General features: G+C 67.7%; 16 protein-coding genes. 8 read left to right on the top strand and 8 right to left on the bottom strand.

Annotated elements, in window-relative coordinates:
- The first annotated feature begins 127 nt into the window (after positions 1-127).
- The gene (locus AC069I_RS32820; RefSeq protein WP_478229083.1) at positions 128-244 is read left to right on the top strand and encodes a sigma factor-like helix-turn-helix DNA-binding protein; all 117 of its coding nucleotides are present in this window, start codon (positions 128-130) and stop codon (positions 242-244) included.
- Positions 245-258: 14 nt separating this feature from the next.
- Here the strand turns inward: AC069I_RS32820 and AC069I_RS32815 are convergent, their stop codons facing one another.
- Both AC069I_RS32815 and AC069I_RS32810 read right to left on the bottom strand, forming a co-directional pair.
- Positions 259-1188 carry a VCBS repeat-containing protein gene (locus AC069I_RS32815; protein WP_478267142.1) on the bottom strand — a complete coding sequence of 310 codons (930 nt, stop codon included), beginning with the start codon at positions 1186-1188 and terminating at the stop codon, positions 259-261.
- Positions 1189-1535: 347 nt separating this feature from the next.
- Positions 1536-2657, bottom strand: coding sequence for a hypothetical protein (locus tag AC069I_RS32810; protein ID WP_478267141.1), 1122 nt, complete (start codon positions 2655-2657; stop codon positions 1536-1538).
- Positions 2658-2767: 110 nt separating this feature from the next.
- Here AC069I_RS32810 and AC069I_RS32805 point away from each other — a divergent pair, with 110 nt between their 5' ends.
- A complete protein-coding gene (locus AC069I_RS32805; protein WP_478229080.1) occupies positions 2768-2899 on the top strand; it encodes a hypothetical protein in 132 nt (43 codons plus the stop codon).
- 150 nt (positions 2900-3049) lie between these two features.
- Here AC069I_RS32805 and AC069I_RS32800 read toward each other — a convergent pair whose 3' ends face one another.
- Complete coding sequence (locus AC069I_RS32800; protein ID WP_478229079.1) at positions 3050-4114, bottom strand: DUF5925 domain-containing protein; 1065 nt, start codon at positions 4112-4114, stop codon at positions 3050-3052.
- 271 nt (positions 4115-4385) lie between these two features.
- On the opposite strand from AC069I_RS32800, the gene AC069I_RS32795 reads away from it, so the two are divergent.
- Positions 4386-5558: an ATP-binding protein gene (locus tag AC069I_RS32795; protein WP_478267140.1), complete on the top strand. Its 1173-nt coding sequence runs from the start codon at positions 4386-4388 to the stop codon at positions 5556-5558.
- Positions 5555-7276: a tetratricopeptide repeat protein gene (locus AC069I_RS32790; RefSeq protein WP_478267139.1), complete on the top strand. Its 1722-nt coding sequence runs from the start codon at positions 5555-5557 to the stop codon at positions 7274-7276. Before AC069I_RS32795 ends, AC069I_RS32790 begins: the two co-directional genes overlap by 4 nt.
- A gap of 185 nt (positions 7277-7461) precedes the next feature.
- On the opposite strand, the gene AC069I_RS32785 is transcribed toward AC069I_RS32790, so the two are convergent.
- Positions 7462-8955 carry a DUF2334 domain-containing protein gene (locus AC069I_RS32785; protein ID WP_478236042.1) on the bottom strand — a complete coding sequence of 498 codons (1494 nt, stop codon included), beginning with the start codon at positions 8953-8955 and terminating at the stop codon, positions 7462-7464.
- Between the two features lie 9 nt (positions 8956-8964).
- On the opposite strand from AC069I_RS32785, the gene AC069I_RS32780 reads away from it, so the two are divergent.
- Positions 8965-9123: a hypothetical protein gene (locus AC069I_RS32780; protein ID WP_478229075.1), complete on the top strand. Its 159-nt coding sequence runs from the start codon at positions 8965-8967 to the stop codon at positions 9121-9123.
- A gap of 3 nt (positions 9124-9126) precedes the next feature.
- Here AC069I_RS32780 and AC069I_RS32775 read toward each other — a convergent pair whose 3' ends face one another.
- The 3 genes from AC069I_RS32775 to AC069I_RS32765 are packed head-to-tail and all read right to left on the bottom strand — an operon-like array spanning position 9127 to position 11119.
- Positions 9127-10215 carry an MAB_1171c family putative transporter gene (locus tag AC069I_RS32775; protein WP_478229074.1) on the bottom strand — a complete coding sequence of 363 codons (1089 nt, stop codon included), beginning with the start codon at positions 10213-10215 and terminating at the stop codon, positions 9127-9129.
- Positions 10212-10694 (bottom strand): ImmA/IrrE family metallo-endopeptidase, encoded by a 483-nt coding sequence (locus AC069I_RS32770; protein ID WP_478229073.1) that lies wholly within the window; start codon positions 10692-10694, stop codon positions 10212-10214. The genes AC069I_RS32775 and AC069I_RS32770 overlap by 4 nt, the downstream gene beginning before the upstream one ends.
- A gap of 2 nt (positions 10695-10696) precedes the next feature.
- Positions 10697-11119 carry an XRE family transcriptional regulator gene (locus AC069I_RS32765; protein WP_478229072.1) on the bottom strand — a complete coding sequence of 141 codons (423 nt, stop codon included), beginning with the start codon at positions 11117-11119 and terminating at the stop codon, positions 10697-10699.
- Positions 11120-11274: 155 nt separating this feature from the next.
- Between AC069I_RS32765 and AC069I_RS32760 the strand changes: the two genes are divergently transcribed.
- From AC069I_RS32760 to AC069I_RS32750, 3 genes are all read left to right on the top strand, one after another.
- On the top strand, positions 11275-11541 hold the full coding sequence (locus AC069I_RS32760; protein ID WP_478229071.1) for a hypothetical protein: 267 nt from the start codon (positions 11275-11277) through the stop codon (positions 11539-11541).
- Positions 11542-11558: 17 nt separating this feature from the next.
- The gene (locus AC069I_RS32755) at positions 11559-11840 is read left to right on the top strand and encodes a hypothetical protein (protein WP_478267138.1); all 282 of its coding nucleotides are present in this window, start codon (positions 11559-11561) and stop codon (positions 11838-11840) included.
- A 461-nt stretch (positions 11841-12301) separates the two neighbouring features.
- Positions 12302-12742, top strand: a complete 441-nt coding sequence (locus AC069I_RS32750) for a hypothetical protein (RefSeq protein WP_478267137.1) — start codon at positions 12302-12304, stop codon at positions 12740-12742.
- Positions 12743-13192: 450 nt separating this feature from the next.
- Here AC069I_RS32750 and AC069I_RS32745 read toward each other — a convergent pair.
- Positions 13193-14361, bottom strand: a protein-coding gene (locus AC069I_RS32745; protein WP_478267136.1) for an IS3 family transposase whose coding sequence is annotated in 2 segments (ribosomal slippage) — positions 13193-14103 and positions 14103-14361 — 1170 coding nt in all. Because the reading frame shifts where the segments join, the coding sequence is not laid out codon by codon here.
- Between the last annotated feature and the right edge of the window lie 192 nt (positions 14362-14553).

Below are 14553 nucleotides of genomic sequence, written 5' to 3'. Positions count from 1 at the left end.
CCCCAGTGCACCCAGGCACAACTGCCGTCCGCTAGGGCACAAAGTCTTCGGTGGCAACGCTTGTGCGCGGGAAACGACTTTGGCCCTTTCCGTTCTTCAGCGTGCACGTTCTTCAGCGTGCACGCGGATGCTGGTCATCACGGTGCGATACAGGCTGCACGACAACCGTCCGCAGACGCTTCAGGAAACGGCTGACCGGCTCGGGCTTTCGCGCGACCGCGTCCGCCGGCTGGTGACCGGGTGAGAGCAGCAACAGCGTCAGCGGAAGGATGCTACCGGGACATCTCCGGCGGTGCCCCACTGCCTGGTCGTCACCGCACCGGTTGCGCTGTCCATGACATACCAGACCCCGTTGCCTGGCCGCCAGACCACGAAATCATTACGACCGTCCCCGGTGAAATCGGCACTCACCGGGACATCGCCTGCCGTGCCCCACTGCTGATTCCTCACGGCTCCGGTGGCGGAATCGACGACGTACCAAACGCCATTGCTCGGCCGCCAGATGGTGTAGTCAGCACGGGCGTCCCCGGTCATGTCACCACCGACCGGGACATCTCCGGCGGTGCCCCACTGCCTGGTAGTCACCGCACCGGTTGCGCTGTCGTTGACGTACCAGACCCCGTTGCTCGGCCGCCAGACCACGAAGTCTTTACGACCGTCCCCGGTGAAATCGGCACTCACCGGGACATCGCCTGCCGTGCCCCACTGCTGGGTCGTCACCCCTCCACTGATCCGGTTATTGACGTACCAGAATCCATTGCTCGGCCGCCAAACCACGAAGTCGAAGGCGCTGTCGCCGGTGTAGTCACCGCCAACCGGGACGTCCCCCGCGGTACCCCACTGCCTGATGACGACCGCTCCGGTGATCCGATCATTGACGTGCCAAACGCCATTGCTTGGCCGCCAAACCACGAAGTCGCTTCGGCCGTCCCCCGTGTAGTCGCCCCCGACCGGGATGTCTCCGGAGATACCCCACTGCCTCGTGGTGACCGATCCTGTCGCAGAGTTGCTCACATACCAAACCCCGTTGCCAGGCCTCCATACGACGTAGTCGTTCTGCACAGCGCGTGTTCCGACCTCAACAACAGAAGGCGAATCAGCATGGGCCGAATGAGACGAAAAGCTCAAACCTGATAGCGTCGAGGCAAGCGTTGCAATGACTATCGACAGACTCTTCCTGAAACGCACAGATTCTCCTTATCGCAGCAAAGGCGATCAACTGCACTCCACCGATGGCGTCGACCTGTCGAAATGTAGCGCAGTCAGATTCATTCACTAGCTGGGCCAGTGCAATAGACGACACCAGGAAGCATGGTGCGACACCCAAACCATAGGCACCTGGATACTAATCGGGACCCACAGACGACACTGCGGCGAATAGTCGACACACAGAGACCATCGCCACCACCTCATTGCACGAAAATCGACTTCCAATACCAGACTGTTCCCACTTTCACGGTCGCACAAGCGGCCAGCAAAGGGGCCACTACTACATCGGCTTCCGTCGACAAGATCCGGCTCGAGCCTGGGCGGCCTCAATGGTGGGCTCGGCCCATCGCGGTGTCGATGCGCTGTCGCTCGGCATCGCGGAGCTTCCGGTAGTACCCGGCTTTGGTCCGGTCGCCGACTTTGTCGGCCGCTTCGGCGGCGCTTTGCAACACCAGCAGGGGAAGGCCGGGCACGTCGCGAGCCTGACGGTCCGCCTCGGCGAACACAGCCTCGGCGAACTCGCCCTCCGCGGAGCCGGCCAGCAGGAACAGTTCCTCCACGTACATCCGGCCCAGCCCCACCTCCGACCATCCGGACACGCCTTCCAGGGCTCGGCGGCACTCGCGCAGCGCTTCCCAGGCGGCGGGGTGGTCGCCGGCCTGGCGTTCCAGCCCGGCAAGGGTCTGCCAGGCCGACGCCGAATCCCGGTCGTCGCCGGCGAACGCCAGGCTCTCGCGCTGCGCTCGAGCCGCCTCGGCGAACGCCCCCAAGCCGGCCAGGTAGTAACGGAGCCGTCCCAGTGTTTCCTTGTCCCGATCGCGACCGGCCGCCCACCGGTCGAGCTCCCGGCGGGTCAGTTCACGGTCGCCGGTCAGGTGGGCGCGCTCGACCCAGGTGACCGGGTCCTCCGCGGCTGGATCCGCGGGGAAGTGAGAGCGCTTGCGCTGCGACCACTTCGCCAGGCCCTCCTCGGATACGCAGGGTCTGCCCGCCTCGTCGAGCAGCCGCTCGAGCACGGCGTCACGGTCGGCATGGCCGCTGCCGCGGACAAAGGCGGTGGTGGCCCCTACTCCAGCGGCGAACAGGTGTTCAAGGTCGTAACCACACCAGGTGTCGAAATTCGCCACCTTGATTTCCCAATGCAGCCACACGTCCTCCACCTGCCGGTATTCGGCGAGCAGGAAACCGGCGAGCTCGGTCTCCTCGCTCAGTCCCTGGAACGGCGCCTCGTGACGGCACGACGCCTCCTGCCCGGCCAACCACCGCACCAGCGGGAGGTCTTCGGGACGGCGGTCGTATTGCAGCGCCCACAACACCTTCGCCCGCCGCACCGCGTTCCCGTCGCGGGCTTCGCCATCGGCATCCGTCGCACGCTCATGACGCAACTCCCGCCACGCACCGGACGATCCCCGCATCCGCTCCAGCTCACGCCGCGCGCTCTCCATCACCCGCCCAGGATCCCATTGGCACCAGCCATGTGAGCCGTCAACGTGTCCGGGGTGGAGTGCGGCGCGGGGTCGTCGGGCGCTTCGCGGTCGTCGTCTTACGCTGAGTCGTGGTGCGATGGGTCGTCGTCGTGCGGGTCGTGTCCGTCGTCGTACTCCGGGTCGTGGTGGTCGCCGGCGGCCGCGTCGTCGTCTCCACGACGCCTGTCGTCGGGATCGTCGCCGTGGTCGAAGGCACCACCTGACCCCGGCCCGCCCCGCCCCCGGCACACGCGCCGAGCAGCGCGACCGCGCCTATGACCAGGCCACACCACCACACCCGCATGGCCGGACCCTAACAGTCCGGCCCCCGCGGATCCGGCGAACGGCGAAGCCGGTCAGGTCATCCGACGCGACTAGGTCGCGGTTCGCAGGCGATACAGCTCGGCCAGGGTGGCGCCCTCCGCGCCGATCTCCGCGCCTGTGCCCAGCCAGGTGGCCGCCTCCTCTTGGGGCAGCCGAGGGATCTCGATCTCGGCGAGGCAACGGCCCGGCCGGACCACCGCTGGGTGCAACCGCGCGACGTTCTCGTTGGTGGTCAGGCAGACGAGGATGTCCAGGCCTTGACCGAGCAGGCCATCCGTCAGATTGAGCAGCCGGGACAGGGCCTGTCCGGAGTCGCGTTTCGCGTCGGCGCCGACCAGTTCGTCGCAGTCCTCGAGGATGAGCAGCCGCCATTTCCGCTTGTCCGCTCGCTCCTCACCGAGCACCACCGACGTCAGGTAGCCCGGATCGGCGAACAGGACCTCGGGATCGAGGACGTTGTCGACCTGGCACCAGTCCCGCCATTCGTGCGCGAGTGCGCGCACGGCGGTCGTCTTGCCGGTGCCCGCGGGGCCATGGAGGAGCACCAGCCTGCCGGTGATGTCCTGCGGCCGCACCGTCATGAGCGTGTCGAGCGCGGTCACCGCCGACCGCGGGTAGTTGCCGCGGATCTCCTGCCACGGCGGCAAGTCCATGGTCCTGGGCGCACGCACCCCGGCGCCACCACACCCTTGCACGTGCCAGAAACCGACGGGTACGGCCGACTCCCCCGGCGTCCCCGTCCGTGCCGTTCGGACCGCGGCCGCGAGCACCTCGTCCGCCAGGGCGCCGGAGGTGGCGGACACGCATACGGTCGCGGCACCGGCGCGTCGCCGCAACGCGACGAGTGTCCATTCCGGTCCGAAGGCGAGGTGCGAATGCCGCCCGTCGAGCTCATACGTCAGGTCCGCGCCGACCCCCGGCGGCAGCAATGTCGCGTCCGGCGAGACCTCGGTGATGTCGGCGGCCCTCGAGTGCGGCTGCGACCCGGTGATGAAAGGCTCCATCGCCAGCGAATTCAGCACGCCTTCCATCGGCGCGTTGCCGCCGAAGAACATCGCTCGATCGAGAGTTTCGGTGGTCGCGGGCCGGGATGACCCGGTTGTCCATGCTGTCACCACGCCACGATCCATCCGGCGAGGCCGGCGCACATCAGGGACCGTCCCCTATTCACCCCTGACAGGGATCATGATCGGGCGGGTCGAAAGGCGCCGGGCCGTCCACGACCCCACCCTGGGCACCCCGATGATCGAAGGGATGCTTTCCTGGTCGCGAAACCGACACGAACGCGGCTCAGACGAGAGAGAACCGAATGACCAGAGACAACAGCCCCGAGCTGGTCGCCGTACTCGACCGCCTCGGCGAGGCGAGGAGCGAAGGAGCCGCGCGGTGAACGACGCAGATCCGGACGACGGCTTCGTCGAGGTGATCGCGCGCGAGGTGGAGGCCGACCCGGGCAATCTGGCGCTGCGCGAAGACTTCGTGACGCTTCTGCTGGAGCGGGAGCCGGCCCGCGCCGCCATCGAGCTGGCGGCGTTCGAGGCCCACGGCGGTGATCCGGCGCGGGTCCGGCTGCTGCGCGCCCGGCTGATGGCGGCGCGGTTGCGCACCTCGAACCCGGTTCCGGCCCCGGCCGACGAAGACCGTCAGGAAAGCGGCGCCGCCGTGTCGGCGTCGCTGTGGGACGCCGAGCGCCCGGCGGTGACGCTGGCCGACGTCGCGGGTCTCGCCGAGGTCAAGCAGCACCTGGACACCGCGTTCCTCGCTCCGCTGCGCAATCCCGAGCTGGCGGCGGCGTTCGGGCAGACGCCCGGCGGGTCGCTGCTGATGTACGGCCCGCCCGGGTGCGGCAAGACCTTCATCGCCAGGGCGATCGCCGGCGATCTCGGCGCCTCCTTCCTCCACGTGACCCTCGCGGACCTGCTCAGCAAGTGGATCGGGGAGAGCGAGAAGGCGATCCAGAGCGTGTTCCGCCACGCCCGCGCGGCGACGCCGTGCGTGATCTTCTTCGACGAGTTCGACGCGCTCGGTGGACGGCGTACCTCCGGTGGCGGCGGATCGCACGCGATGCGGATGCTCGTCACTCAGCTGCTCGAAGAGCTAGACGGCATGGCGGGCAAGAACGACGGGGTCTACTTCCTTGCCGCGACGAACCGGCCGTGGGACATCGACTCCGCCCTGCGCCGTCCGGGCCGGATCGACAAGACGGTGCTGGTGCTGCCACCGGACGCGGTCGCCAGGGCGGCGATCGTCCAGGGCGCGCTGGCGGGCAAACCCGCCGACGATGTCGACGTCGTGGCCGTCGCGGCGGCGACCGAAGGGTTCTCCGGTGCCGACCTCAGCCACCTGACGACCACCGTGCTGCAAAAGGCGATGGTCGAGTCGATGAGCAGGGGTGAGCTGGTGCCCGTCACCACCGACGCGCTGCTGGCCGCGGTCGGCGGCATCACCCCGTCGACGACGTCCTGGTTCGACCAGGTCGCGCCGGTACTGGAGTACGGCGTCGACGACGGGACTTTCGACCAACTGCGGGCATACCGGGTGAAGCGGGGCATGCGATGAGCGACGACGTGGAGCGCGACCTCGACCTGGCCTGGGAACTCATCGGGGCACAGCCGACGCATCCCCGGATCGCCGAGCTGGCGCTGCGGGTGCTCGCGGCCCAGCCGGAGCGGAGCAGCGCGTTGATGCTGCTCGGCGATCACCGCCAGGTGTGCGGCGAAGTCGACGAGGCGCGGCGGCTGTTCCTCCGGGTGGCCGGCCGGCGCGACACTTGGTTCACGATGGCGGCTCGTGCGCTTCGGCATCTGGAATCGGCGGAGCACAACCATGACGAGGCGCTGCGATGGGCGCGCACCGTGCTGGGCGAGAGCCACGAGGACTGGGACGACTGGATGAAGCTGGGCTCCGCCCAGGCACTCTCCGGGGCGCACGAGGAAGGGTGGCGGCAACTCGACGAGGCGGTGGCACTGTGCGCGCGGACGGCGCCGGATGACCTCCCCAAGGCGCTGGCGAAACGCGCGGAGTACCTGCTGGAGAGCTTCGCACCCCCCGAACGGTTCGCTCCCGCGGCCGAGGAGGCCATCCGGGCCAACGCGGCGGACTCCTGGGTCGCCATGCTGCTCGGCTACGCCTACCTGGCGCAGTACCGGTTCGATGACGCCGAACAACTCGGTCTTCGGCTGCTGCGTGAGGATCCGACCGACGACCTGCTGCAGAGCCTGGTGGGTGCCGCTCGGGCGATGCTGCGGATCCTCGAGAAAGCGAGCGGCGACGACATCACCCTGTCGGACCTCCAGGGCACTGGCGCGCTCGAGATGGCTTGGCAGCAGATCCGCGACCAGCGGCTCGGCACCGACCTGCCTTCCGCGCTGGCGGCGCTGGACGCCGTGCTGCCCGCCGACCTGCGTGCCACCCTTCGGCCGGGCGCCACGGCCGCCGATCTGGCGGACAAGAAGGTCGGCTCGATGGTCGCGAAGCTGCTTGTGGCCTGGCACGACGGCCAGCAGCCCGGCTCGGGTGCCGCCTGGGGGCAGGCAGAGCCGTTCCGCCTGATGTCCGCGGCCGAGATCGTCGCCATGGACGCCGAGATCGAGGCCGACCGGGCGGCGCACCCCGACTGGCCCGAGAACGAACTCTGGGAACAGGTGATGACCGACGACGCCGGGGCGTACCTGGTCGTCGTCGCGTTCGGGGCGCTGGTCCGGCGCCGGCCAGGACAGCCCGACGAGCCCGTCGCCGACTCGATGGCCGACTGGATCTGGGACCGCGTGGCAGGCTTCGGCGGCCGGGACCCGCGGCCGGCACCCAGGAAGACCGAGAAGCCCGCGGCCGATCCGCCCCCTGCCCCCGGGACGCCGCTGACCGGCGTCATCGTGACGATATGCGCGGCGCTGGGTGCGCCCGAGGACTCCGCGGCGTACGCGGACCTGCGCGGGCTCTTCCCGGACTCGGCCGTCCGGCGGTTTTTGGTGGGCCGCAAGGAACCGAGTGTCGACGGCGTCGACATCACGGTGCTCGACGGGCTGGTGAAGAGGGTCAGTGTCGATGTCGCGCGCTGCCCGAACGCGGACCGCGTGATCTCCGGGCTCGACCTCGGCGGGCATCGTGGGTCGGTCGACGCCTTCGTGCTGGCGCACGGGGCCGTTGCGCACGACAGCTGGCAGAACCGCGCCACCGGCGAGACCTGGGTCAACTACGACTTCGCCGGGCATCAGCTCGGCTTGGTGTGGGGGGACGGGAGACTCGCCCAGATCTTGGTGTCCACCACCGATATCTGAGCGGCGGTGAGCGAAAACCACGCACACACGACGGCGACGGCCGGGACCGAAGTGCGGGGTCACCCCGAGTGGCTTTCGCAACGTCAGCGGAGGCAGGACGAGTGCCCGGCCCAGGTGGCGGTGAGCCCCACGGGCCGGGCATGTGTCGCGAACGGCCATCGCAACCGATACGTTTGCCGCCGAGGTCAGCCCCTGGCGACCTCGCTGGCGGTGGTGAACTCGTATCCCTGCGCCCGCAGGCCGAGGACGACCGTGCTCAGGTGCTCCAGCGGCAGGAACGGGTGGAAGAAGAAGCTCGCCACGTTGTCACGGACCACTTTGGACTTCGCGCCGTCGGCGAGCAGATCCGCGGGCAGCCGGGCCGGGTGCTGGTTGAACGGCTCCGGCGCGATATGGTCAAGATTCTCCGGGATCACCACCGCGCCATAGACATCCCTTACCGGGTAGGGAAAGTACTGACCGTATTTGGTCTGATAGGACACGGTCGCGGTGGAGCCGCAGGCGCCGCGGGGGCAGTATCCCGCGAAATAGCTGCCCTGGTCGTAGCGCGCCGCGAAATGCGAACTGACCTCTTTGTAGTCCACCGCGGAACCGCCGTAATGCGGGAACTCGAACACTTCCGGCTCCGGCAGCCCGACCCGGCGGAACTCGCCGAGCCCGGTGGCGATCCGCCCGCGGAACCATTCCGCGGAATCACCGGGGACCGGGCCGGTCTCCACGACGTGGTTGTTCTTGTCCACGATCGCCGTGTAGAACTCGTAGTCCGCGGAGCTCGCCCCGCCGTAAGGGTTCGCCATCTCCTCGAATTGGTGACTGTAGCCGTGCATGATCATCGTCGCGCCGCGCCGGATGGCGTGGTGCAGCGCGTCGACCAAGGCCGGGCTGTCGACGAGCCGGGCGAAGGTCGGCCTGCCGCCGTTGGCGACGCCGTGCGGGTCCGCGTAGTACGGATAGACCGCCAGCGAGAACGGGATCCCTTGCCCGCCGAGCAGATCGGCGATCCGGCGGATCTGGCCGGGATCGGTACGCGGCCCGATGTCTTCGATCCGCACGAGCGCGCGGTGCCGTTCCGCGGTCTTCGGGGCGAGCGTGCCGAGCAGGATGTCGGCGGCGGCGAGGTACCGGTCCCCCTCGTTGACGTAGGAGAACGGCGCCTCCGCGAGGTAGGTGAAGGTCCCGGAGCGCACCGCCCACGGCGTGTGCTCCCCGACGGCGACCCCGTCCGCGAGCACTTCGTTGACCGCCGGGTTTTCCCGCCGTATCAACGGAATTGAGCCAACCTCGGGATTGCGTTCGAGCGGCACGTTCTTGTAGCGGACCTCGGTCGGCGAGGTCGGGGTGCGGCCGACCGGCGTCCATCCCCACCGCGCGGTGATACCGGGGTCTTGTTCCGCCAGGCGGTGGATGTTCTCGCCCATCCAGACGACGGGCACCTTCGCGGCCGCCACGTCCGCGAGAAACGCGGCCGGGAGTGCGGCCTCGCTGATCGCGCCGACGTAGACCAGCGCCTGGTATCCGCCGATCTCACCGGCCCGGTAATCGGCCGCGGCCCGCATCGTCCAGCTGCCCGCCCGCGAGACCAGGTTCGCGGTCTGCATCGCGTGCGCCTCGGCCATTCCGGCCTCGTCCGCGCCGGCGGGCGGATTCGGCGCGTCCCGCTCACCCGCGTCGTAGACCACCAGCGTCCGGTGGTCGCCTCCTGGCGGATCATGGACGAGTTCACGCCCGGTCTCGGCGGCGACCGGCACATCGACGTCTACCTCGGCGAGGAGACCGGGCCGGACTTCACTTCCGACCCGATGTACTCGTCGCTGCACAACGCCACACTGGAACTCGGCAGGCCTTGACCGTCAGGAAAGGTGCCCGGCCTCGGCCAGCGCGCGTTCCCGTACCTCCCGCACGACGCGGGAGTTCGTGAAGGCGGACGACACGGCGCTCAGCCAGGCGCTTTCCTCCCGCACGCCGGGATGCGCGCCCTCCGGCCCGGCCGGAGGGTGCGGCCAGCTGCGCCCCGCCGCACGCATCACCAGCGCCGCCGCGAGTTCGGCGGCGGCGCGCGTGGGCTCGTCGACCGGGGTGCGCAGCCAGTCCCCGAGCTGCGGCGGAACGTGTGCCCGCAACGCGAGTAGACCGTCACGGATCTCGATCACCCTGCGGTACAACGTGAATTCGAGGTCGTGGCGCACGGGCAGCGCGATCTGCGGATGCGCGGCGACGAGTGCCTTCCACAGCGGTGTCACCGCCCGGATCCCTCGCCACGCGCGCGCCAGCCGGAGCGCGCCGTCCCAGGTGGTGAACAGTCCGCCGAGGACCCACAGCACCATCGCGCCGAGGCCGACCAGGCGGGCGCGTGGCAGGAAATCGAGGTCCGCGAGGTCGGTGATCTCCAGCCACAGCGAGGGAAGCCCGGAGAACAGCACCCACGCGATGGTCGTGACGGCGGCGCAGACCAGGATCCGCAGGCCGGTCCGGAACGTCCCTTGTGGACGGCCCGCGGCACTGCGGGCCAGCGTGCGCGTGAACAGCACCAGGCAGGTGACCCCGTACGCCGTGAGGACCACTTGGTACGCGACGACGCTCCAGCGCCACTGGAACGCGGGCGTGCCCACTTCGAGCCGATGCGGAACGATGTCCAGGTAGCACAGGACCATCAACGCCCAGCACAGCACGATGGGCCAGAACGGCGTCGGCTTTTCCGGTGACCGGGTACTGCGGACCACCTGGACCAGCGCGCGCATCGCGAGCAGTTGCAGCGCGTTGGTGACCAGCCGCGGGAGCAGGTCGTCGCCGAGGAGCCGGACCGTGGCGTCGGCGGAGACGGCGAGGCCTGCCGCCATGCTGAGGAAGAACGTGGCCAGATGCCTCGGCCCGGCACGCACCGTCATCAGCCGGGTGACGCCGATCAACGCCAGCATCGTGGCGGACAGATAGCTGATCACGAACCGAGGGCGTGGCGCAGCCGATCGGATTCCGGCCCGGCGTTCACGGCTCGGCGCATGAGCAACGACGCGAAGAGTTCGGCTTCCTTCTCCTGCTCCTGCGCGTACGTCGTGCGGCCGAGGACCCGGCGGACCAGATCCGCCGAAAGCGAGGGCGCGACCATCGCGGCGATCGCCTCCGGCCGCACCTCGCCTTCGACGTGCCCGCACAGCAGATGGCCGAGTTCATGCAGCAGGATGTGCCGCTGGTGCAACGGAGACGTGTCCCGCGTGTAGAACACGTAGTCCGCCCGGTCGGTGGCCGCGAGCACCCCGCACGGCGCCCCAGGCCGCGCCTCGAGCGCCACCAGTTCGATGGGGCGCCCGCGCATCGCCGCGACCTCGCCGAACAACGTGGTGACGTCGAACGGTTCCGGTAGCCGCACGGCGGACGCGATCCGCTCACATCTGCGCCAGAGCGCGCTCTTCCTGCCGAACATGGCTACTCCCCCTGGTCACGCTTGGACTCGCGCCGCCTGATCGCCTCGACGATGTCGGTCACGGTGCCGAGCCCCTCCTCGGACAGCGTCACCGCGCGCAACGCCAGGTTGCGCACCGCGGTGTTGCGCAACGCTCCCAGTAACTCGACCTCTTCGGCAAGAGCCCTTCCCTGTTCGTCGTCGAAGAAGTACGCGGGCGGCACCTGGAAGAACGCCGCGAGCGCTTCGAGATGCCGTTTGGTCGGGTTGTCCCGGCGGCCCGTCCGCAGTTGCCAGAGGTAGGCGGCGGAAAACGACTCGCCGGTGCTCTCCCGGCAGGCCCGCGCCACTTCCTCGTGGCTGTACTGCTCGCCGTTGGGCCGCCGGACCACCTGGAAGAGGCGGTCGATCCGGTCGGTGAGCGTGGTCGCCCGTGGTTCGGCCATCTTCACCTCCTTAAGCTGAGATGAATCTCAGCGAGATTGTCGTTCATGTGAGTTGACAGCCGATCCGGCGGCCCCTTACGGTCATCACGTTAGCTGAGATGAATGACTGAAGGGAGTCGGTCAATTCTGGCTGACACCCTGGAGGGGGAGCTCCCATGAAGAAGTTGTTGACCGCGGCGGCACTGGCGGTGGCCGCCATGACCGTGTCGGCGACCCCGGCTCTCGCCGTGGAGACCGGAGATTTCTACGCCAGCGGCATCGGCCCGGGTCCGTCGGACGCCATCACCTCGGCGGAAAAGGTCGCCCGCACCTTCGCCCGCAATACGGGCTGGCTGGACTCGCAGTGCTACGTCCGAGCCTCCGACGTCCGGTCGCAGACGCACTACTACAGCGCCACCGTCTGGCTCTACTGCCAGCGCTGACACCAGGAGGGGAAACGATGAACAGAACGATCACCCGCGCGACAGGGGCCGCCGTAGTCCTCGCGGGACTCATGACGCTCGCACCGGGGGTGGCGAGCGCCCAAGAGACCCGGGCGTTCCTCGGGACCACCGTGGAGAAGACGGCGGCGTCGGCGAAGCGGACGGCGTTGCAGCAGGCCTACGACCAGGCCTCCGCCTACGGGTACACGCCCGATCAGTGTGTGACCATCCACCTGTACTCGGTGAAGATCAGCTTCGTGATGTACCGGGGTGAAGCCGGGATCCACTGCACGAAGTAGGCGATGCCGCGAAAGCCACTTTCGGGACACCTGACGTCGCGAAAGTGGCTTTCGCGACTTACCGGGCGATCGCGCAATGCCACGTAGCTTAAGTTGATCTTGGATGGGGAGTCTTGATCGTAAGCGATGAGGATTGCCGCAGGTCACGCGCTCGGTTGCCCTGGCCGACAGGAGCCGACCGCGCCCCTGAGTGTCCATAAAGGACACTTTTCGCCGACTCAATGACTGGTTGAGGCCCGAATGGGGGTCGTGAGTGGCGTTTCGGGTTAGAACCCGAAACGCCACTCACGACCAACCCGACCCACGACCAGGCCGAAGGCGCCCCCTTCGTCGCATCAGACGCAGCGAAGGGAGCCTTCACCCCACCCGTCAACCTCACCCAAGATCAACTTAAGCTACGTGACACCGGGCGATCACGACTCGTCGCACGAACGCGCGGAGCGGCAGGCTAGGTTGACCGGATGAGTCTTCTCGATGACGTGGCCGAGCGCGACGGCTGGCGCTGCTGGGTGTGCGACGAGCCGGTCGACCCGGACATGTCGGTGAACGACCCGCGCGGGCCCAGTGTCGACAGCCGGACCGCCGACCGGAAGGCCAAGATCCCCGAGCGGCTCGCGCATCGCGGGTGCAACACCCGCAAGGGCGCGGTCAAGGTTGCCATCGCCTGGCCGGACCGTCTGCACGTGGCCGAACCCGCGCCGCTGATCACGGTCGCCGGACGGCTGGAGCGCAAGGGAGGCCGCGAACTGGTGGCCCGCTGCCCGACCGAGCAAGACGCCAAAAAGGCGGCGGAATGGCTCGAAGACCGGTTTTCCCGCCTGGTACCCGGATTGCCGGTGACCGCGGGCGTCGAGCCGGGTGGAGGCCAGTTCCTCGTCATCCTGGCCGCCGGCCGCCGGTGACGCGAGCGACGGACCACGTCTATCCACAGAGGACATAGAGTGGTCGCCGCCCGTGGAGCAACCCTTTCGCCGCCTTCGCGCAAGCCCTGAACGAACCATTGTCCGAGCCGTGGCACGCCTGTTCAGTCAGGGGCGCCCTGCCGACGACAGGGCCTTGATCGCTCGGAAAGCGAGGACATCATGGGCGGAACCGGAAAAACATTACCGCGCAGGCTGGTCACGATGGCGGCCGCGGTATTGCCGGCGGCAGGCCTCTCGATCACCGGCTCGGGCACGGCTTCGGCCGCGAACTACTACCATAGAGCGGTAAGGCAAACGTGGCGTTCCGGAGTTGGCGACAGGAGCGGGACTCGCCGACCAGGCACCTTTCCAACTGTTCATAACGGACTTTTTCCGCGGTGACAGTGTCTGAGCTGCCCCGCGTCTTCCGGACAGTCGCTTAGTGGTTTCTCATGCTGCGACGTCGTGCTTCAGGTACTCGGTGTGGACTTCGTGGGGTGTCTTGTAGTCGAGTCCTGAGTGAAGACGTCGCTGATTGTAGAAGCCTTCGATATATTTGACAATAGCTTGACGGGCCTGTTCTCGGGTGGGAAATATGGTGCGGTGTACGAGTTCGTTCTTGATGCTTGCGTTTACCGATTCGGCGAGGGCGTTGTCCCAGCAGACGCCGGTTCGCCCGACTGAGGATTGAATGCCGAGTTCGCGGAGAATCTCGCGGTATTCGCTGGAAGTATATTGGACGCCGCGGTCAGAGTGGAAGATGGCGTCGGCAGGTATGGCGATGTTCCCGGTGGCCATCATCATGGCGTTGCAGACGAGTGAGGCCTTCATGTGATCGGCCATCGACCAGCCGATGATTTTCTTGGTATGGCAGTCGATGACTGTTGCGAGATAAAGCCATCCTTCCCATGTGTGAATATAGGTGATATCTCCAACCATTTTCTCGCCCGGCGCGGTGGCGGTGAAGTTCCGGCGGACTAGATCAGGAGTGTCCGCCGCTGCGGGGTCGGCGACCGTGGTGACTCGCCACGGTCGAGGCTGGCACGGCACGAGGCCTAGCTCCCGCATCAAGGCTCGTACCAACTCCGAGGCTGCGGCGCCGCCCTGGCGGGCCAGGGCGGCGTGGACCCGCCGGTAGCCGTAGGTCTCGTCCGAATCGGTGAAGATTTCCACGATGTGCCTCTTTAATTCTGTGCGCCGTTCGGCTGTCGCCGAGGCCGGCCGGGATCGCCACTCGTAAAAGCCGGACCTGGACACGCCCAGCCAGGCACACATGCGCACCACGGGGTAGGCGCACTTCTCCCCATCGATGAACTCGTAGACATCGGCTATCGATGATCCTGGGCGAAGTACGCCGCCGCTTTTTTCAGGAATTCCGTCTGCATCCGCAAGTCCCGGTTTTCGCGTTCGAGCTCCCGCAGTCGCGCCCGCTCACTCAGCGTCAGAGGCTCTTCCTCCTGAGGATGAGCCTCACGATAGGAGTTCACCCAATTTCGGAGAGTCTGCTCGACAATGCCCAAATCCCGGGCGACCTGGGCAATTGGCCTGGACCCGTCCAGAACCATCTTCACGGCCTCGTCCTTGAACTCAGGCGAAAACTTCCGCCGACGCTGAGACACTCAATTCTCCGATCCAGTCTCTCCCACCTTAGTGGGCCGACTGTCCGGAAAGCGCGGGGCACCTCAGTCCGACTTGGGTGATTTGCACGGTTCAATGAGAGGGTCGTGGGGGGGGGTTTTGGGTTTCGCCCCCAAAACCCCCCCCCCCCCCCCCCCAAAACCCCCCCCCCTGGGACCCACCCAAAAACCCGA

The organism is Amycolatopsis sp. NPDC043885 (assembly GCF_056435685.1).
This window is presented reverse-complemented; position numbering and strand designations above follow the sequence as displayed.

Bases quoted from the DNA above. Each gene is read 5' to 3' on its own strand.
- AC069I_RS32820 (WP_478229083.1), top strand. From the start codon at position 128: ATGCTGGTCATCACGGTGCGATACAGGCTGCACGACAACCGTCCGCAG.
- AC069I_RS32790 (WP_478267139.1), top strand. From the start codon at position 5,555: ATGAGCGACGACGTGGAGCGCGACCTCGACCTGGCCTGGGAACTCATC.
- AC069I_RS32770 (WP_478229073.1), bottom strand. From the start codon at position 10,694: ATGTTCGGCAGGAAGAGCGCGCTCTGGCGCAGATGTGAGCGGATCGCG.
- AC069I_RS32765 (WP_478229072.1), bottom strand. From the start codon at position 11,119: ATGGCCGAACCACGGGCGACCACGCTCACCGACCGGATCGACCGCCTC.
- AC069I_RS32760 (WP_478229071.1), top strand. From the start codon at position 11,275: ATGAAGAAGTTGTTGACCGCGGCGGCACTGGCGGTGGCCGCCATGACC.
- AC069I_RS32755 (WP_478267138.1), top strand. From the start codon at position 11,559: ATGAACAGAACGATCACCCGCGCGACAGGGGCCGCCGTAGTCCTCGCG.
- AC069I_RS32750 (WP_478267137.1), top strand. From the start codon at position 12,302: ATGAGTCTTCTCGATGACGTGGCCGAGCGCGACGGCTGGCGCTGCTGG.